This window comes from Priestia sp. HNGD-A6, assembly GCF_045784335.1.
Lineage (GTDB): Bacteria > Bacillota > Bacilli > Bacillales > Bacillaceae_H > Priestia > Priestia zanthoxyli.
Genome location: NZ_CP138621.1, coordinates 5,009,705 through 5,028,383 on the forward strand (window position 1 = coordinate 5,009,705; position 18,679 = coordinate 5,028,383).

Genomic DNA, 18,679 nt, shown 5'->3' on the forward strand with positions numbered 1-18,679 from the left:
GGCAAAAGTAGTGAAGGAGTACGTCAAAAACGGCAAAAGGTAGGATTGTTTTACGAAAAAAAGAGAATAATTAACACTTAATAAGTGATGACGGGTAAATAAAATGAATTTAGTACGTCAAAAACAGCAAAAGAAGCAAAGTAGTACGTCAAAAACAGCAAAAGACAGTAATTAGTACGCAGAAAACGGCAAAAGTAGCGGAGGAGTACGTCAAAAACGGCAAAAGCTTTTGTGTAGTACGTTAAAAATGACAAAACTTCCAAACTATGAAATGAAAATAGAGGGAGATTTTGTATCAAAAAGACGAAAATGGCAAAATGTCAAATAAAAAAGGAAGGGAATGATTTACCCTTCCAATGTTTCTCTATGTTCTCCTCCAAAATAGTCTTGAATTTCATAATTTTGAAGAGGAATAAAAGAGATTTCAAATCCTTGAAGTTTTTGCTGATAACTTTGGATCAGTACTTGATTGCTAACAAATTCTGCTAGAGATTCATTAATTAATTTTAGGTTTACATCAATTTTCTTTGAACGAAAACGAACTTTTGAAGCAAAATATTGATACGGGTAAAAATGAGTGTAAGACTTTTCTTGTAAATAACAGTCTAAACGCTCTTTTTGAAATGCATAAAGCAGTAAAGAAGACAGCGAGTTATCTTTAAACTTTTTAATAACGTCACTGTAAATTTGTACAAACTGCTGATTTAAAAAGCCTTGATGCGTATCATCGCTAAATACAATCGTTGCATATCGTCTGCCCGTTACTTCATCGGTTTCAATAACAGCCTTTTGAAAGAAGTTGATCGCAAATTTTGTATCTCTGGAATTTTTCTTCTTTGCTACACCTTCTACGTGATACCTGGCAATTTTCATAATGCGGGCTTCAACGGCTTCATAGTTTTTTACACCTTTTGAATTATAAATTTCTTTCACGATATCCGCTAAATCAAGAGTCACCGTTTTTTCTTTATAAAACATCTCGTCGCGCTGTGAAAGAGCAAACTGGATAATTTGGGAATCTTTTGGGTCTAAAACCATATTTCGTTTGGAAAGAACCGTTTGATTATCATTCACAGGGATAATGGTGCGAATGAAATATTCTTCATCAACTTTATAGTCATTATATAAAACGACTTCTTGGGAGTTTGTTTTAACTTCCATATTGGTTTTAAGAGAATGACTTTCGTTTGAGAAGATAGGCGCCTCTACCCACGAATTTAATCGTTTATCAATCCAGTTGCTTAAATTTCCATTGTATTTTTCTAAGATGATTTCCGCAATTAAAAAAGTAAAGTCCGTGTGAAATGCTTTCTCTATTTGATAATTCATTTTTGAATCTAAATAAGGAAAATCGGTAATGTTTGTTTTTTTGCTTTTAGCCCATGCCTCTACTTCTTTTAACTTTATCTTTAAAATATCTTCAGGTTTTTCCACGCCAAACAGCTTTTTTAAGTGTTCGGTATCCACTTTTTTATCCATCACTTTTTTGGCTAATTCAATGTCTTCAAAAATAGGATTAGGCTTTTCTGCTTTAATATCTTTTTTTAATGTTTGCAGCCAGTTTTTCTTATTTGATTGTCTTCTTTTGTAGGCTGGGTTTCGTATTTCCTTAGGATTTATTAATTTATTCTCTAAAACAAACGTATCTTGCAATATATTTAAAATGTAGTCTTCTATAAAATCTTTTTCATTCGAAAAAAACGAATGAGAATCATATAAAAAGTCTATGCACTTTGCTTTGATATTGTCATCGATTGCATCGCTGATTTGTTTAATAAGGTAAGGAGAAAAATTGGATGGTTCGTTCATGTTGACCTCCTCTGTATGTATTTAATCTATAACACTCTTATTATATCTTTTTTGAACGATACTCTAAAGGCTAAAAGGAAAATTCGTTTTTGTGAATGCTGTTTTATATCAAATTAGCCTAACCAGCTATTAGTATATAAAGGCTTATTGCAAATATAAAATTCTTTCTTTATAGCGCTTGTACAATTTTAGATGTAAGGAGAGTATTATAGTAGCTTTATAAAAGAGAAAAGCAAAGTACATTCATTGAGTTTGAAAATGGAAAAGTTTATACTTGCCAAGTACACTCTTTTTACAAATAGGGGGAATAAATATGTTGTTAAAACCTAAAGCAATTTTTTTAGATATGGACGGTACGATATTAAATCGCTCCAACAAAGTAAGTATTCAAACAAAAGAAACCGTTGACGAACTACGCAAACAGGGAATTTTTGTTTTTATTGCTACGGGAAGAGCGTTTGATGAAATAGAAGAGTTAGTTCCTGAAGGCTTTCAAGTAGATGGATTTATCACATCAAATGGTATGGCAGGATACGTAGGAAAAGAATCAGTCTTTCAGCATTCGCTTTCACTTCAATTGGTGGAAACTATTATTGAAAAAGCAAGAGCGAACAAGGTATACTACGAGCTTTTCCCGTATGGCACACCTCGCGTGACGTTAAAACAAGATCAGCCGTATGTTGAAAATGAAATTAAAGAGCCAAAGCCAGACAGTGTGGAAATTAACGAATGGCTTTCTCGTAAACAAGCAATTAAAGAAGAAATTGACTGGAAAGATTCCGTAGAAGGAAGTGAATTTTCAAAGTTCTATTTCTTTGCAAGAACGCACGAGCATATCGATAAATGGAAAGAAGAGCTTGAAAAACTCAAGCAAGAAACAGACTTTACAACTTCTACTTCATCTAAACACAATGTCGAAGTGATGGTGGCAAACGTAAATAAAGCAACGGGAATTCAGCAAATGCTAAAACATTTTAATTTGCCCGAGCAAGACATTCTAGCAATTGGCGACAGCAACAATGATTTACCAATGTTTCAGTTTGCCAGCTACGCTGTAGCTATGAAAAACGCGCCGGATCATATTAAAGAAATTGTCGATGACATAACGGAATTTAACTGTGACGAAAACGGCGTATCTCATTATCTTTCTAAATTTTTATTACAAAAATCTACTAGAAGTAATCCCGTTTTATAAAAATGAATCTATTTCACGACAATGCATTATAACCAGCTCTTCAAAACATCGTCTTTTAGGCGATGTTTTTAGTATACATAAGGTGAAAAGTAAACCGTTCATTATTTTTATTTATAAACAACATAATTATATAACTATCCTCGTACCTATCCCTGCAAAACACCTCTCAGCCCTGATGAGTGCCACCATGCCAAAGCATAAAACATTTTAAAATCTAAACTTTTTCTTTCTTCAAACTTTTTATAAAATGCGCAGAAAAGGGATTGTATCTCCGTATATTTAATGCTAATATAACATTTAATGAAAATAGTATAACATATTTATCTTTATTTCATAATTAGTATGACATAAATTCTTAATTTAATTGTTTTGTTAAAGTGTTTATAATCACAGTGACCAGCATATTTATCTATTCATTACTATTAAATTGTGTATCTTGTAAGCTGCTAAATAAAAATATTAGCGTTATTAAACTATCAAAATCAAAGAATAGGAAGATTTAATGTGAATAAAAGAAAAATTGTCTATATAGTTTCCGACTCAGTAGGTGAAACGGCTGAGCTGATGGTAAAAGCAGTTTTAACTCAATTTAGTGGAGAAGATATTGAAATTCAAAATACTTCTTACGTAGAAAATGAGGAAAATATTGATAATATCATTGCCGAAGCAAGGTGTAACGAAGCCATCATTGCGTATACTATCGTCATCCCACCTTTAAAACAGTATCTTGACCAAACGGCACAAGAAGAAGGAATTGTAGCCATTGATTTGATGACCCCTCTTATGAGTGCCTTTAGCCAAACTTTTAATAAAGAACCTAATCTTCAACCGAGATTAACAAGAAAATTAGACGATAACTATTTTCGAAGAGTAGAAGCAGTTGAATTCGCTGTTAAATATGATGATGGACAAGACTTCAGAGGCATCAAGCGAGCTGATTTAGTGTTGATTGGTGTTTCGAGAACATCTAAGACGCCACTTTCTATGTATTTAGCTCATAAAAGTCTTAAAGTAGCGAATATACCGTTAGTTCCAGAAGTGACGCCTCCTGATGAACTTTTTACTATTCCAAAAAATAAATGTATTGGTTTAGTTATTACACCGGATAAGCTCAATGAAATCCGAAAAGAACGATTAAAAAATTTAGGTTTAGCGTCTCAAGCCAATTATGCCAATGTAGATCGAATCCTTGAAGAGCTGGACTATGCTGAGAAAATTATGAAGCGCATTGGTTGTCCTATTGTTAATGTCTCAGGTAAAGCAGTTGAAGAAACCGCTGAAGTGATATTGAGCATGTTAAAAAAGGACAAGGTGAAAGGGTATGTATAAAAACTCCCATTATGTAAGACAGACAACTTGTCAGACATACTCAATTTATAGAGAGTCAGGTAGAACAGGCGTGTTGCTAAAAGGTGCTTTTTTAAAATATAAAAGATAAGGAAGATTGTGATGAGCAATGTATATAAAAAAACAGACGTTATCTTAATTGGGGCCGGAGTGATGAGCGCAACGCTGGGATCTTTACTAAAAGAGTTAGTGCCGGAATGGGAAATCAAAGTATTTGAAAAACTCGCAGATGCAGGAGAAGAAAGCTCCAATGAATGGAATAATGCAGGGACTGGGCATGCTGCCCTGTGCGAGTTGAACTATACATCTGAACAAGCTGACGGATCTATAGATATTACGAAAGCAGTGCGAATTAATGAACAGTTTCAGCTTTCAAGACAGTTTTGGTCGTACCTTGTAAGCAGTAATTTAATTCATCATCCGCAAGAGTTTATTATGCCAATCCCTCATATGAGTTTCGTACAAGGAGAAAAGAACGTATCCTTTTTGAAAAAACGTTTTGAAGCGCTATCAAATAATCCGTTGTTTCAAGGGATGGAGTATTCGGATCGTCCTGAAAAGTTAAAAGAATGGATGCCGCTTGTTATGAAAGGCCGTACATCGACTGAAGCAATTGCGGCAACCAAAATTGACTCAGGAACGGACGTGAACTTTGGAGCTTTAACTCGTATGTTGTTTACACATTTAAAAAGTAAAAGCGTAGAAATAAACTATAACCACAGCGTTGAAAATCTGACACGTACCGCAGACGGCTCGTGGGAAGTAAAAGTACATGATATTCATAGCGGCAAACAGGAATATCACACGGCGAACTTTGTTTTTATCGGAGGAGGAGGCGGAAGTCTGTCTTTACTCCAAAAAACGGGTATTCCTGAGTCCAAACATATTGGAGGGTTCCCGGTAAGCGGGTTATTTATGGTATGCAATAATCCCGAAGTTGTAGCGCAGCATCACGGGAAAGTGTACGGAAAAGCAAAGGTTGGCGCTCCGCCGATGTCGGTTCCACATCTTGATACACGCTATATCGACCGCAACAAAACACTGCTGTTTGGACCTTTTGCCGGATTTTCACCAAAGTTCTTAAAAACGGGTTCAAATTTGGATTTAATCAATTCTGTAAAACCGAATAATATCTTAACGATGTTAGCAGCAGGCGTCAAAGAGATGGGCTTAACGAAATACTTAATTCAACAGGTGCTATTGTCAAATGAAAAGCGTATGGAAGAACTTCGCGAATTTATTCCAAACGCAAAAAGCGAAGACTGGGATATCGTCGTAGCGGGTCAGCGTGTACAGGTAATCAAAGATACGGAAGCCGGAGGTAAAGGAACTCTTCAATTCGGTACAGAAGTTGTGAGTTCAGCGGATGGTTCCGTTGCTGCATTGCTCGGGGCCTCGCCAGGCGCTTCGACTGCCGTTCATGTTATGCTTGAAGTGTTAGAAAAATGTTTCCCGCAGCATATGAAGAACTGGGAACCAAAAATAAAAGAAATGATTCCTTCTTACGGCTTGTCACTGGTAGAAAATCCAGCGCTTTTTAACGAAATTCATGCTTTTACAGCACAAACGCTGAATTTAAGTAAAAAAGAACTTGCGTACCGATGATTTTAGGCGGCCTTTGGCACGTATGCTTTAGATTAAAAGAATTTTTTTAGGCTGCTTTATAAAGTGTTTAAAATATAAGTGAAATCTATAAGAAAAAATGAAGGAGCTCCGTTATATAACGGGCTTCTTTTTATTTATTTCCTTTGCTAGCAGAATTTACTTCGTATACATGATATAATTCTTATTAGTAAGCGTTTACATATAATAGAGTGAAGAATTGGAAAATAGCTATTTTGAGGAGCCGATAAAAGATGATTACAACTAATACATCTTTACTAACGAAAGAACAAACGATTTTTAGCCATTCAGGGAATAAAATTAAATTAGAAGACAGAGAGATCAATATTGTTGCTCGATTTGAAGAGCCTCTTGTTCTAGTTTTAGGAAATGTCCTAAGTACCGAAGAATGTGACGAACTTATACAGCTATCCAAAGATAAAATGCAGCGATCAAAAATTGGAGCTGAACGTGAAGTAAACAGTATTCGAACGAGCAGCGGCATGTTTTTTGAAGAAAGTGAAAACGAGCTTGTACATCAAATTGAAAAGAGACTTTCTAAGATAATGGGACCGTCTATTGAATATGCTGAAGGCCTTCAAGTTTTAAAATACTTGCCTGATCAAGAATACAAAGCGCATCACGACTATTTCACTTCTGCAAGTAAAGCATCTAAAAATAACCGTATTAGTACATTGGTTATGTACTTAAATAATGTGGAAGAAGGAGGAGAAACTTATTTTCCTAAGCTGGGTCTTTCCGTATCTCCGACAAAGGGAATGGCCGTGTACTTTGAATATTTTTATAGTGATGCTGAACTTAATGACCGTACTCTCCACGGAGGAGCTCCTGTTATAAAAGGAGAAAAGTGGGTCGCTACCCAGTGGATGCGCAAACAAAAAATTCGATCGTAAAAACAAAGGTTTGAAGAGTCCTATTAGCTATTGTTAGTAAGGGCTCTTATTTATGTTACAAAAAAATAGTCATCATGGCAGTCAGTTATGATATTGAAATATTCACACTTATTCTATTTGTGCGGCTATTCCTTATTCTTATAAGCCGGTAGACGATAAATGTATTTGTAGTGTAAAATATCTTCATGATTAAAAATCTGGATACACAAAAACGAAAAATGTGTTCGTGAAATAAAAATAAAATAGATGCTATTTAAAATAATGACTTTAAAACAGGCTGCGCGAAAAACTCGTGAAAGGTATTTTCACGAGTTTTTGTTTTTAGGTGATTTACACTATTTATAAAATCATTTTACTTTTATATAGTAGATAGGGAATGTGTTAAAGGAGGACCCGGGTTTTGAAAGAAATAAAAGCAATTATTTACATCATGATCGCGATGTTTATGCTGCTTCTTACTGGATGCAGTGATGAGCAGGCAAGTCATTCAAGCACACCTTCTACGGATACAAAACAAGAAGTTCAAGTAGAAGGTTCATCAGATCAAGAAGAAGACCATAGTCCTTCTAAAGCAAGTCGTGAAGACGTAGTAGGTGAGGCAGCTACGGTAGAAAGAGTGGTGGATGGCGATACGCTTAAAGTAAAAATGCTGAACGGAAAGACGGATCGCGTACGACTACTTCTTGTCGATACCCCAGAAACAAAGCATCCCAAACTAGGCGTACAGCCCTTTGGTCCAGAAGCATCTGCTTACACGAAAAAAAGGCTAGAAGGGAAGGAGATCACTCTTGAATTTGATGTGCAAGAACGTGATCAATATGGACGGTTACTTGCGTATATATGGATAGACAATGAGCTATACAATGAAGAGCTGCTAGCAAAAGGGCTAGCCCGCGTAGCGGTATTTCCTCCTAACACAAAGTACGTAGACGAATTTAAGAAAATACAGGAGCAGGCTCGAAAAAGCGAAAAAGGCATCTGGAGTATTGAAAACTATGCCCAAGAAAAAGGATATAATACGGATGCTATAAAAAATCAGTCCTCTTCTAATCAAAAAGATACTCAATCTGCCACAAGCTGCGAAGGTAAAATAAAAGGAAATCAAAACTCTAAAATTTATCACGTGCCAACAGGGGCACACTACAATCAAACAATGAACAACGTCATTTGGTTCTGTACTGAAAAAGATGCACAAGAAGCAGGATACAAAAAAGCAAAAAACTAATAAAGAAATTCAGTAACTGCTGAATTTCTTTTTTTTTGAGTTAAGTAAGTATTTGTATAGGAGTGGCTAAATACCATCCAACAAAGAGCGACCAATCCGTATAAGAAGACGCAGGGGCCATATGAGCAGCTGAGGCACTTGTAAAAGAATTTCTGCTAAAAATCCCCATCCACTTACCGTAGTATCTTTCTGCTGACGGTGTTTTTTCATAGTCATCATCCATTCATTTGAAAATATACATTAATTATACAATGAAAGGAAGATTAGGAGTTAATTTTTTTCTTTCTTTTCTTTTTCGTGTTAAAGTAGATAGGTAAGAAGTTTTGCTACAAATAACGCAAGCGAAGAGAATAAAGGGAGTTTGAAAATCGTGAAAATAAGGAAAGCAAGAAAAGAAGATGCTTCTGCTGTAACGGAATTACTTTATGACATGCTTGGGAGTATTGCACGCTCTCATACGGCGGCTACAACGAATGAAGAAGCGCTTTTAAGACTTAAAGCGTTTATTCTGTCTGAGAAGAATCGCTATAGCTATCATCATATTACAGTCGCAGAAGTCGATGAGAAGGTAGTTGGACTTATGCTTTGCTACGAAGGAAGTATGTTACAAACGCTTTATGAACCAGTTAAGCGTTTTGTGCGTGCGAAACTTAATAATCCAGCGTGGGAAATTGATATAGAAACGGAACATGGAGATTATTATATTGATTCTCTATGTGTAGACGAAGATTACCGCGGAAAAGGGATAGGAACGGCTCTTTTAAATGTAGCCAAGCAAGAAGCCAAAAAGCGTAAGATGTTTTTATCGTTAAACGTTGAATACAATAACATAGAAGCCAAAAAATTGTATCAGCGTATAGGCTTTCAAGAGCATAAAACCATTTTTATTGATAAAAAACCATTTTTTTATATGAAGACTGCCTGATCATCTTTACGGTAGTATTTTTTGTGATAAAATGGATATATAAGTAAAATAATAAGAACCAACAGCTCAGCACTTTTGCTGAGCTTTCCTGTAAATCGCGTAAACGTATCAAAATGGAAAGAATCCTACATCCAATGGACCATAAGCAAGCGGTCATGAAAGTATGTTTGCTGATGTGCCACATGAAAGGAGCGTGCATGAACATCAGAGATCTTCCGTTTAATATGAGTTATCGATTTAATGAACAGCTTCGAGAAGTTCCGGTTAACCCACACCAAATGAAGCAGGGAATCATCTATTTAAAGAAACGAGCTCTTGAAGAAGAGGATGAGTGTGCCGCTGCTAAAACATATGGACATATTGGTGTATATGAGCGCATACTTGGAGAATTAACGAGCAGTGAAAGACACTTGCAGCTGGCCATTTATCTATATGACCGACATGCTGATACAATAGGTGAATTTTTGAATACGATCCGACTTGGACATACATATCACTGGCAAGAACAGTGGGATAAGGCGAATGAAACGTTTCAGCTACTCATTGAACAATTAAAAGCAGATGAAGACCTTCACATATATGAAGACTTTGTCTATCAGCATTATGGAAAATGTTTACTTGATCAGCGGGTTGTTTCCAGAGCACATCACTATTTTCAACGCGCGTTAGAAATTCGATTGAAAAAAGGCGATAAAGAATTAATTGAGTCGACTAATTCCTGCATCCGTCTTTGCTTAAATAAATTAAAACATTCCTAGTATACATAAAAGATAAATGACTCATAGCCTTGGTTACACATAATGCATAAACTTTCCGTTTGACAAACGTATGTGAACATATTATAGTCATACATGGCAATTTAAGAATACGTAATATAAAAACTAAACATAAGCGTCTCTTCTCTTTTGGAGAAGGGGCTTTTTTATGTGAATTTTTATGCCGAGGAGGGTTTAATTGATGAGTAAAACAGTAAAAGATGTCATCTTTTTATTAATAGGTTCGTTTGTATTTTCACTTGCAGTTAACATGTTCGTCATTCCAATAGGACTGGGTGAAGGCGGCGTTACGGGTATATCCATTATTTTATATTATACAACGCATCTTTCAACGGGCATCACTAACTTTATTCTAAACGGTATCTTGCTTATCGTAGGGTATAAATTTTTAGAGAAAAAAACCATCGTCTATACAATGATTACGATTATCACTACATCTATTTTTCTTCACGTAACTGAAGGCTGGGGTCTTCATCTTCGCGAAGAGCTCATTGGCATGGTTTTTGCCGGTGTACTGCTAGGCGTTGGAATTGGGATGATTTTGCGAGTTGGTGGAACAACAGCAGGGTCAGCCATTATTGCTCGAATTCTAAATAAGTTTTTAAACTGGAAAGTCAGTCGTGCACTTTTAATTGTTGATTTACTAGTGGTATTGGCTTCTTATTTTATTATTGGAATCGAAAAGTTACTATTTACGATCGTCATGCTTTACATTACAACAAAAGTAATTGACTTCGTTATTGAAGGATTTGATGCCAAAAAGGCCGTTACCGTTATTTCAAGCAACAAAAACGAAGTAGCGGACCAAATCAATGAACAGCTTGATCGAGGTGTAACGATTCTAAACGGTCGAGGGAACTATACAAAAGAGTCAAAAGAAATTTTGTATGTCGTTATTAACAAGCAAGAGCTTATTAAGCTTAAAAAGCTGATTAAAAAAATTGATGATGAAGCATTTGTGATTGTACACGATGTACGAGATGTAATTGGAAAAGGCTTTTTAAGCGCATAAAGCCGCAATTCTTGGCAATTTTTTCTGACGTTAGTGTTTTCCTAAAAAGTATGATATAAGTGTGTCTAAAGACAATTCAATATACGAAAGGAAGAACCCATATGCGTAATAAAAGGCATGTAAAACGTCTTCTTCAACGTCGAATCCGTTCTTTACGATACGTTGTCTTTATTTTATTTACGATACTGATTTTAAAGTACGTTAGTGAAATTATGTAACTTTTTTATATAAGTCTTATCGCTCATTTGGAGTGCTTTTTCTTTTAAATTAGTAAACCAATTTGTATAATAGGTTTTAAGAAGGAGGAGTTCCATGAGCATTCCCAAACCATTAGTTCAGCTTAATCAACTCTTTATCGTTATAACGGTTTTGATCGCTTTACTTGCGGCAAAGTGGCTTTTACTTTTGCCTTTTCTCGTTGGAGTAGTCACACTTGCAACAAAGCGTAATCCCGTAATTATGGCAGGGAAAACTCTTCTCCGAAAGCCTGCTTCTTCTTATCAAATGGAAGACCGGGCTCAGCAGCTTTTTAATCAATGGATTGCAACGATATGCATTGGGATTGCTTTCATTTCCTTTTTAATGGGTTATACGCTTGTCGGCTATGTATTTAGTATAATGGTGATTCTTGCTGCAGGTGTAGCGCTGATGGGGTATTGTATAGGCTGCACGATTCGTTATCGATACATGATGTGGAAATATAAAAGAAAAAAATACCCTGCATAAACAAAGCCTCGAGAAGGCTTTGTTTTTTTTTGCTCATTTGTATACGTTATCAATAAATTCAATCATCATAACGGATGAAAACAGATGTTAGAGCACCTGTATCCTTTAAAAACCTTTGTTGACAAAGTAAGGTAAACAAATTAAACTTTTTATGATAATAATAATCGTTACGATTTAAAGGAGGGGAATTATAGTTAGAGACCGTACATAAAAAAGGATAGCTTTTAATAAAGGAAGGGTTTATATGAAAAAAAAGATAAGTCTGCTATGCTTAACGCTTGCTACGATAGGTATGCTAGCGGCATGTTCGAGTAAATCCGCGAGTACCGGACAAGAGAGGGAAACAAAATCACTTACTTTTGTATCGAATTTTCCAAGTGACACGCTCGATCCACAGTTAAATTACACCACTGTAAGAGCCGGCATTGCGGAAACACTAGTCAAAGTGAATGAGCAATTACAGATTGAACCATGGCTCGCAAAGAAATGGAAAACAGAAGATAATGGGACGACCTGGATATTTGAGATTAGAGGCGGGATTACGTTTCAAAATGGCAAGGATCTGAATGCTGAAGCCGTGAAACATTCGTTAGAAAGAACGATAAAAGAAAGCGAAGCAATGAAAAGTGCACTTAAAATTAAAGAAATGAAAGCCAGTGGCCAAATCTTAACCATTACAACAACAGAGCCGCTTGCCACGCTGCCTTCTGAACTTGTTCATCCAAACACAGCAATTATTGATGTAGATGCTCCAGATACAAAAAGTAAACCCGTGGGAACAGGGCCATTTAAAGTAGCTTCGTTTAAACCTGATAATGAAATGAAAGTAAAAAAATATAAAGAATACTGGGGCGGGGAACCAAAATTGGATGAAGTTGTGTTAACATTTAATGATGATGAAAATGCACGCACGTCTGCTTTACAATCAGGTGAAGCTGATATTGTATATCGTCCGGCAATTGAAAGCTTAAATACTTTAAAACAAGATTCATCTATTGTAGTAGATATACAGCCGAGCCTCAGAAATCAAATGCTTTTCTATAATTCAAGGCAAGAAGCGTTTAAAGATAAAAATGTGAGAAAAGCGTTTGATGTATTATTAAATCCCACGGATGTTGTCAACACAGCGCTCGCAGGTCAAGGTTCACCAGCAGCAGGTCCATTTTTAGATAGTTTGGATTTTTCGAACGATCAAAAAACGAAAACCTATGGACCAAGTGAGGCTCAAAAATATTTAGAAAAAGCCGGTTATATACTCAAGGATGGAAAAGCAATAAAAAATGGAAAACAGCTTTCCTTTAAGCTTGTTACATACCCTTATCGTCCAGAACTGCCTTTAATGTCACAAATGCTTCAGTCAGAAGCCAAAAAGATTGGTGTAAAAATAAACATTCAACAAGTGGAAAATATGGATGAGTATATGACAACAAAAGATGATTGGGGAATCGTTACATACAGCCTAGTAACCGCGCCGCGAGGAGATGCAGGATATTTCTTTAATGCTCTTTATACGGAGGGAGGGGCATTTAATGTTGGACATTTTCATGAACCAGCATTAGCTTCCATTATTGATGAGCTTAATAAAACCGTTGATCAAAAACAGCGCAATAAGTTAGCAAGACAAGCCGGAGAAATAGCAGAAAAGGAAACGCTGCATTCTTCGATTGTTCACCCGAACAATTTTGTAGCCTATAGAGACAATGTGAAAAATTGGGTTACAGCCAAAAGTGAATACTATGTGATAACAAAGGATTTAGATGTGAAGTAGATATGAAATTAATTGGTAAAAGAATAATAGAATTACTCATCTTTTTAGTTATACTATCGTTTCTCAGCTTTGTTTTAATGAAGCTAGCTCCAGGAGATCCGGTTAAGCAAATGCTTCGCGTAGATGACGTGGCAGTGTCTGAGGAACAAATAAATAGTTTGAGAACAGAGCTAGGGTTTAACGAACCTGTATATATTCAATATGGAAAATGGCTGACGCGTTTTTTTCAGTTTGATTTAGGATCTTCGTATATGACAAAAGAGCCCGTCATTGATGAATTGGTAGAGAAGTTTCCGGCTACGCTGCGCTTGACGGTTGCATCTTTGGTTGTGATGCTGTTAATAGCTGTGCCACTCGGAACGCTGTCAGCACTATATCCAAATAAGTGGATTGATTATCTCAGCAGAAGTATTTCTTTAATTGGAGCGTCTATTCCAAGCTTTTGGCTCGGTCTTTTGTTTATACAGCTGTTCTCTGTACGTCTTCAATGGCTTCCTTCAATGGGTACAGGCACAGCAGCCCATCTTGTGCTGCCTTCTTTAACACTTGGTTTTGCCATGTCCGCTGTGTATATGCGAATGATTAGAGCTAGTCTGCTAGAAGGATTGAAACAAGATTTTGTACGATCTGCTCGAGCAAGAGGAATAAGTGAAAGCCGCATTTTTATTTTCCATGCGTTTCGGTATAGCTTAACACCCATTCTTACCATTTTAGGGACAAGCTTAGGGAGTTTACTTGGAGGAACGGTTATTATTGAAGTGCTTTTTGCTTATCCTGGAATTGGAAAATTAGTTATTGATGCGATTATGAATCGTGATTATCCTGTGATTCAAGGGTATATTTTGTGGATGGGCCTGTTTGTTGTTTTAATCAATTCACTTGTGGATTTGAGCTACAAATATGTAAATCCCCAGCTCTATGTAAAGGGAGGGGATAAAACGTGAAAAAGCCGCAGCTTCTTTTTGTAGTAATAAGCATGTGTGGTATTGTGCTTATTTTATTTTGTCTGTTTGGAAGTCAGCTAATACCAATGGACCCCACACAAGTCAATATGCAAGACCGGCTTCAAAAAGCCACCGGTGATCACTGGTTAGGAACTGATCACTTAGGCAGAGATCTTTTTTCACGAATCATAGCTGGAGCTCAGACTACAATTGGAACTAGTTGTCTTGTCTTAGGGCTCTCTCTTTTGATTGGAGTCCCGGTTGGTTTAGTTGCAGGGTATATTGGAGGAAAGATAGATCGCTTTTTAATGAGAATTGTAGATGCTTTTTTAGCTTTTCCTGATTATATTGCAGCCATTGTCTTAAGCGGACTGTTAGGGCCTGGATTATTGAACTTAATTGCTGCGATGGTTATTGTAAAGTGGGTTAGTTATGCAAGGGTAGTGCGGAGTATTGTGCTTCAAGAAAAGTCAAAAGAATATGTGCTGATCGCTAAATTAAACGGAGTGGGAACACTACCTTTAATCTTTCGCCACTTTCTTCCTCACGTCGGGGGACATATTCTTGTTCTTGCTACGCTGGATATAGGGAAAATCATTTTAATGATGGCCTCATTATCCTATATTGGACTAGGGACTCAGCCGCCTACTCCGGAATGGGGAACGATGCTAAATGAAGGCAGGGCTTACTTTTACAATGCTCCGCAGCTAATGTTGATACCAGGTGTGACCATTATTTTATTTGTGCTGACGTTTACAGCTTTAGGTGAATATATTCGAGGGAAATATCAAGTTAATCGATAAAAGAGGTGGCCGTCATCGTTTTAGAAGTAAAGCATTTAGCCATTTATAATAAAACAAAACAAATCGTAAAAGACGTTTCTTTTATAATCGAGCAAGGACAGTGGATGGCGCTTGTTGGAGAAAGCGGAAGCGGTAAAAGTATCACTGCTGCTTCGATAGGAGGACTGCTGCCTTCAGGTGTAACGCTTAAAGGAGGATCTATTATCTTTAAGCAGAAAGGAGAGGCGCCTATCCTTGGAAAAGATATTTCGTATATCTTTCAAGACTATCGAAGTGCTTTTACTCCTTTTTTAACAATTGGAAAGCAGTTTGATGAAACGATTCGTACACATAGTAAGCTGTCTAAAAAAGACAGGAAAGCCGCCATTTTTCAGGCTTTAAAAGCTGTGAATTTACCTAATGAACGCGTATATAAAAGCTATGCTTCTCAGCTGAGCGGAGGACAGCTTCAGCGAGCAGCGATTGCTTTAGCGCTGGTGATGAAGCCTGCCTTGATTATCGCAGATGAACCAACTACGGCTTTAGATAGCGTGGCAGCAGCTGAAGTTCTTCAGCTGCTGTATAAGCTGAAAGAAGAAGCTGGCTGTGCCATTCTGTTTATTACTCATGATTTGCGTCATGTGCGGAAATATGCGGACCGGGCAGCCATTATGCTAGCAGGAGAAATCGTGGAAGAAAACAGTATCGAATCTCTGCTTCACACTCCGCGTCATTTTTACACAAAAAAACTGTTTAACGCCATTCCTTCTTTACGGAAAACGCCTGATCGATTGTTAGATACGCAGAAAAAAGTGTTGATATAGGAGTGAGATATGAAAGAAAAAAATATATTACGCGTCACGCAGCTTGTGAAACAGTATAAAGACGTTAAAGCGCTAAATAATGTTTCCCTGCATATCGATAAAGGGGAATGTGTAGGGATTGTCGGAGAAAGTGGAAGCGGAAAAAGTACGCTTGTAAAAAGCGTGCTAAGGTTAACAGAGACTCAGCAGGGAGAAGTATGGTTTGCAGAGAAACCTCTTCACCGGTTAAAAGGGAAAAAACTGCAGCAAGCTCGTCTAGGCATGCAAGTGGTATTTCAAAACCCCGCGGCTTCTTTTAATCCAAAAGTAAAAATCATCGATTCTTTGCTCGAGCCTTTGCGGCAGCAGCGAACCGTTCCTTCATTTTTATCTCATGTGAGCAGAAATGAAAAAGAAATCGCTTTTTATTTGTTAGAAAAAGTCGGAATTAACGCAGAATATGCGTTGAATTATCCCCATGAACTCAGCGGAGGACAGCTTCAGCGTGTAGCGATTGCGCGTGCCATTAGCGTAGGTCCGTCTCTGGTACTGTTAGACGAACCAACAGCGAGTCTTGATGTTACGGTACAAGCAAAGATTTTAAATTTATTAAAAGATTTGCAGGAGACTTTTCAGCTGTCTTATCTTTTTATTTCGCATGATTTAGCAGCAGTAAAATTTATGAGCAGTCGCATGATGGTTATGCAGCAAGGCGAGGTTATCGATCAATTTGACCGTGCACAGCTATTTGATAAAAACAGGCATCCCTATACAAAAAAGCTTGTGCGTTTATTTGAATAGAAAATAAAGCTCTTCGTTTAATATACTAAACGAGAGCTTTTTTATAAATGAGAATGAGACAAAGTCAGGGACGCGGCGGTGGAGTATGCATATGGATAAAGTGATAGCCTGCTTGGCAGAGCATGATAAAACTAATGGTGAGTACAACAAGAGGAATTAGCTTGTTTTTTCCTCGTTCTTCATATAGTCCGGCTGCGCTTAAAAGAAAGCCAATAGTAGCTAAAGGAGGAGAGGCGCGAAAGAATAAATCTGCAGCTGTAAACCCTTGGTTTGTATATTTATAATAAAAAAATAGACCTGTAATTAATAAAAATAGTCCAATCCAAAACAGCGTAAGTTTTCCAAAAAGGGTTTTAGGCACTGTGTTTTCACTCCTTTTGTCAGTCAAGTACCATAAAATACTAGCATAAAACGTTTTGGTTTGCATTAGAGAAAAAGAACTTGAATGATACAATATGTATAGAAGAACAGGTTTGAAGTAGGAGGAGATGAAGTATTCAAAGCGCTTCATGTAAAAACATACATATCGTTGGATCCGTTGGAAGTGGAAAAACGACTCTAGCCCGTTTGTTATCCCATAGATTAGAAGTTCCTCACATCGTAAGAAAAAGCCGCTCAGTTGATGAGCGGCTTTTTTTGGTTTTTATTCTATCAACATAGATCTGCATTTTTTTTCACAAGCTTTTGCAAGGTTTTTGAGAAGCTGATTAAGAAACTCTTTGTCCATTTTAAGCCACTCTTCCTTTTGCAGTCCTTCTACGATATAGGAAGAAAAAACCCACACGTCGTTTTTGATGGCAGAGCGATTTGTTTCAGCGATTACAGTTAATGCCTTAATGACAGCAGACATCACGGAAACATCTTCTTTTCCATAATGGCGAATTTGATAGAACGCTTTGTACAAATAATCCGTAAAAGAAGGTTTTTCTAGCAGCACTCGAATACGTCCTTCTTCATCGCAATAATAAGGAGAGGAAGAATAGCTTTGTCCGAGTTTGATAAACACTTGCGTGAGCTGTTCAATGCAGTTAATAGCTGTTTCAGGGTCATTAATAGCTGGTGAAATAGCTCTTAATGCAATTTCACTTAGTTTTTGAATACCTAATTTTACATCTTGGATCGATTCTTGGTCATTTGTAATAAACAAGCAATGAAGAAATTTTTCACGTTCTAACGATTGATTGTGAGTGATTACAGTTAATAACGGTGTGTCTGCTTCTACATACTCTCCGGGTGCTTTTTCGAGTTTAACAATGACATTTAATTTAGATGCTAGTGCTGTTAAATGGTTGAGTTCGATATATTGAATATATCCTTGTCTATTACTTTTAATTTGCAGTGTGTTTTCACTATCAAAATCAACCTGTATTTCATTCTTTGATTCGGGGTGCTTTTGTTGTTCTAGCCGTCTCTCTTCAATGGTAAGCATCGTTTTTTTGGCAATGTTTGAAATTAAATTTCCGACTTTAATCCAGTTGATGACGTGGTGAATCAAAAACACAAACATCCCTAAGCAAATGAATGCTACCACGATGGCTAATGAAGGAACAATAAAAGTATTGCTGACTTGGTTGCTGCGAACTTGAATGAGCAGTACAAGCACGTATACGTATCCACCGATAAAAGTGCCAAGCACGCGCTGAGTTTTGGCATCTGTATTAAAGTTCTGAATCGTTCTAGGAGAAAACTCACCTACAAACGTAGTCAGTACCACTAACACAGAAGAAAACGTAATTGTCGTCATCGTTAATAAGGAATTTGATACTGAACTTAAAATAGTATGAGCAAGCTCTTTATCCGTTAGAAACACGGAAGGAACTAACTTTAACCACTGTTTGTGAGCTGTCAAATATCGATCTAAAAATGTACTAATAGTGGCTAAAACAAAAGCAATAATTCCGTATATAGAAGGAGTAATCCAAAAATTAGCTTTTATTCGATTTTGCTGTAGCTTTATTGACATAACGAACTCTCCCGTATCATGGTTTAATAAGTTCGGACTTCTTTTAGTATGAAGAAAAGAGTTAACCATACTTATCCACCTATTATT

Annotated in this window: 18 protein-coding genes; 14 read left to right on the forward strand and 4 right to left on the reverse strand. The window is 36.7% G+C overall.

The genetic code is table 11. The annotated features are described in order from the left end of the window. Positions 1 to 345: 345 nt before the first annotated feature. Positions 346 to 1,809 (reverse strand): hypothetical protein, encoded by a 1,464-nt coding sequence (locus SCI76_RS26060; RefSeq protein ID WP_013083667.1) that lies wholly within the window; start codon positions 1,807 to 1,809, stop codon positions 346 to 348. A gap of 313 nt (positions 1,810 to 2,122) precedes the next feature. On the opposite strand from SCI76_RS26060, the gene SCI76_RS26065 reads away from it, so the two are divergent. From SCI76_RS26065 to SCI76_RS26085, 5 genes are all read left to right on the forward strand, one after another. Beyond that, positions 2,123 to 3,004 (forward strand): HAD family hydrolase, encoded by an 882-nt coding sequence (locus tag SCI76_RS26065; RefSeq protein WP_048019069.1) that lies wholly within the window; start codon positions 2,123 to 2,125, stop codon positions 3,002 to 3,004. A 504-nt stretch (positions 3,005 to 3,508) separates the two neighbouring features. Then, positions 3,509 to 4,333, forward strand: a complete 825-nt coding sequence (locus SCI76_RS26070) for a pyruvate, water dikinase regulatory protein (protein ID WP_063247765.1) — start codon at positions 3,509 to 3,511, stop codon at positions 4,331 to 4,333. 120 nt (positions 4,334 to 4,453) lie between these two features. After that, entirely contained in the window at positions 4,454 to 5,956 is a 1,503-nt protein-coding gene (locus SCI76_RS26075) for a malate:quinone oxidoreductase (RefSeq protein WP_338704635.1), read from the forward strand. Positions 5,957 to 6,207: 251 nt separating this feature from the next. Continuing rightward, on the forward strand, positions 6,208 to 6,867 hold the full coding sequence (locus tag SCI76_RS26080) for a 2OG-Fe(II) oxygenase (protein ID WP_407544756.1): 660 nt from the start codon (positions 6,208 to 6,210) through the stop codon (positions 6,865 to 6,867). Positions 6,868 to 7,267: 400 nt separating this feature from the next. Continuing rightward, positions 7,268 to 8,092, forward strand: a complete 825-nt coding sequence (locus SCI76_RS26085; RefSeq protein WP_407544758.1) for a thermonuclease family protein — start codon at positions 7,268 to 7,270, stop codon at positions 8,090 to 8,092. A gap of 66 nt (positions 8,093 to 8,158) precedes the next feature. On the opposite strand, the gene SCI76_RS26090 is transcribed toward SCI76_RS26085, so the two are convergent. Next, the gene (locus SCI76_RS26090) at positions 8,159 to 8,302 is read right to left on the reverse strand and encodes a hypothetical protein (RefSeq protein ID WP_221833045.1); all 144 of its coding nucleotides are present in this window, start codon (positions 8,300 to 8,302) and stop codon (positions 8,159 to 8,161) included. 160 nt (positions 8,303 to 8,462) lie between these two features. Here SCI76_RS26090 and SCI76_RS26095 point away from each other — a divergent pair, with 160 nt between their 5' ends. From SCI76_RS26095 to SCI76_RS26135, 9 genes are all read left to right on the forward strand, one after another. After that, positions 8,463 to 9,017 carry a GNAT family N-acetyltransferase gene (locus tag SCI76_RS26095; RefSeq protein ID WP_047750646.1) on the forward strand — a complete coding sequence of 185 codons (555 nt, stop codon included), beginning with the start codon at positions 8,463 to 8,465 and terminating at the stop codon, positions 9,015 to 9,017. 197 nt (positions 9,018 to 9,214) lie between these two features. Next, on the forward strand, positions 9,215 to 9,775 hold the full coding sequence (locus SCI76_RS26100) for a hypothetical protein (protein WP_028412912.1): 561 nt from the start codon (positions 9,215 to 9,217) through the stop codon (positions 9,773 to 9,775). Between the two features lie 199 nt (positions 9,776 to 9,974). Continuing rightward, a complete protein-coding gene (locus tag SCI76_RS26105) occupies positions 9,975 to 10,805 on the forward strand; it encodes a YitT family protein (RefSeq protein WP_047750647.1) in 831 nt (276 codons plus the stop codon). A 312-nt stretch (positions 10,806 to 11,117) separates the two neighbouring features. Further along, the gene (locus SCI76_RS26110) at positions 11,118 to 11,531 is read left to right on the forward strand and encodes a DUF4395 domain-containing protein (protein ID WP_048019073.1); all 414 of its coding nucleotides are present in this window, start codon (positions 11,118 to 11,120) and stop codon (positions 11,529 to 11,531) included. A 244-nt stretch (positions 11,532 to 11,775) separates the two neighbouring features. Continuing rightward, complete coding sequence (gene nikA, locus SCI76_RS26115) at positions 11,776 to 13,299, forward strand: nickel ABC transporter substrate-binding protein (RefSeq protein WP_407544761.1); 1,524 nt, start codon at positions 11,776 to 11,778, stop codon at positions 13,297 to 13,299. Between the two features lie 2 nt (positions 13,300 to 13,301). Further along, complete coding sequence (nikB, locus tag SCI76_RS26120; protein ID WP_028412916.1) at positions 13,302 to 14,243, forward strand: nickel ABC transporter permease; 942 nt, start codon at positions 13,302 to 13,304, stop codon at positions 14,241 to 14,243. After that, entirely contained in the window at positions 14,240 to 15,046 is an 807-nt protein-coding gene (gene nikC / locus SCI76_RS26125; protein ID WP_407544763.1) for a nickel transporter permease, read from the forward strand. Before nikB ends, nikC begins: the two co-directional genes overlap by 4 nt. A gap of 5 nt (positions 15,047 to 15,051) precedes the next feature. After that, positions 15,052 to 15,849 carry an ABC transporter ATP-binding protein gene (locus SCI76_RS26130; protein WP_048019075.1) on the forward strand — a complete coding sequence of 266 codons (798 nt, stop codon included), beginning with the start codon at positions 15,052 to 15,054 and terminating at the stop codon, positions 15,847 to 15,849. Positions 15,850 to 15,858: 9 nt separating this feature from the next. Next, entirely contained in the window at positions 15,859 to 16,629 is a 771-nt protein-coding gene (locus SCI76_RS26135; RefSeq protein ID WP_033579363.1) for an ABC transporter ATP-binding protein, read from the forward strand. Positions 16,630 to 16,693: 64 nt separating this feature from the next. On the opposite strand, the gene SCI76_RS26140 is transcribed toward SCI76_RS26135, so the two are convergent. Both SCI76_RS26140 and SCI76_RS26145 read right to left on the reverse strand, forming a co-directional pair. Further along, positions 16,694 to 16,990: a hypothetical protein gene (locus tag SCI76_RS26140; RefSeq protein WP_028412920.1), complete on the reverse strand. Its 297-nt coding sequence runs from the start codon at positions 16,988 to 16,990 to the stop codon at positions 16,694 to 16,696. A gap of 282 nt (positions 16,991 to 17,272) precedes the next feature. Continuing rightward, complete coding sequence (locus SCI76_RS26145; RefSeq protein WP_407544765.1) at positions 17,273 to 18,592, reverse strand: DUF2254 domain-containing protein; 1,320 nt, start codon at positions 18,590 to 18,592, stop codon at positions 17,273 to 17,275. Positions 18,593 to 18,679 lie beyond the last annotated feature (87 nt).

What these genes read in the sequence shown, in the direction of transcription:
- SCI76_RS26060 (WP_013083667.1), bottom strand. Translation starts at nt 1,809, where the DNA reads ATGAACGAACCATCCAATTTTTCTCCTTACCTTATTAAACAAATCAGC.
- SCI76_RS26065 (WP_048019069.1), top strand. Translation starts at nt 2,123, where the DNA reads ATGTTGTTAAAACCTAAAGCAATTTTTTTAGATATGGACGGTACGATA.
- SCI76_RS26075 (WP_338704635.1), top strand. Translation starts at nt 4,454, where the DNA reads ATGAGCAATGTATATAAAAAAACAGACGTTATCTTAATTGGGGCCGGA.
- SCI76_RS26080 (WP_407544756.1), top strand. Translation starts at nt 6,208, where the DNA reads ATGATTACAACTAATACATCTTTACTAACGAAAGAACAAACGATTTTT.
- SCI76_RS26090 (WP_221833045.1), bottom strand. Translation starts at nt 8,302, where the DNA reads ATGAAAAAACACCGTCAGCAGAAAGATACTACGGTAAGTGGATGGGGA.
- SCI76_RS26100 (WP_028412912.1), top strand. Translation starts at nt 9,215, where the DNA reads ATGAACATCAGAGATCTTCCGTTTAATATGAGTTATCGATTTAATGAA.
- SCI76_RS26105 (WP_047750647.1), top strand. Translation starts at nt 9,975, where the DNA reads ATGAGTAAAACAGTAAAAGATGTCATCTTTTTATTAATAGGTTCGTTT.
- SCI76_RS26110 (WP_048019073.1), top strand. Translation starts at nt 11,118, where the DNA reads ATGAGCATTCCCAAACCATTAGTTCAGCTTAATCAACTCTTTATCGTT.
- nikA (WP_407544761.1), top strand. Translation starts at nt 11,776, where the DNA reads ATGAAAAAAAAGATAAGTCTGCTATGCTTAACGCTTGCTACGATAGGT.
- nikB (WP_028412916.1), top strand. Translation starts at nt 13,302, where the DNA reads ATGAAATTAATTGGTAAAAGAATAATAGAATTACTCATCTTTTTAGTT.
- SCI76_RS26135 (WP_033579363.1), top strand. Translation starts at nt 15,859, where the DNA reads ATGAAAGAAAAAAATATATTACGCGTCACGCAGCTTGTGAAACAGTAT.
- SCI76_RS26145 (WP_407544765.1), bottom strand. Translation starts at nt 18,592, where the DNA reads ATGTCAATAAAGCTACAGCAAAATCGAATAAAAGCTAATTTTTGGATT.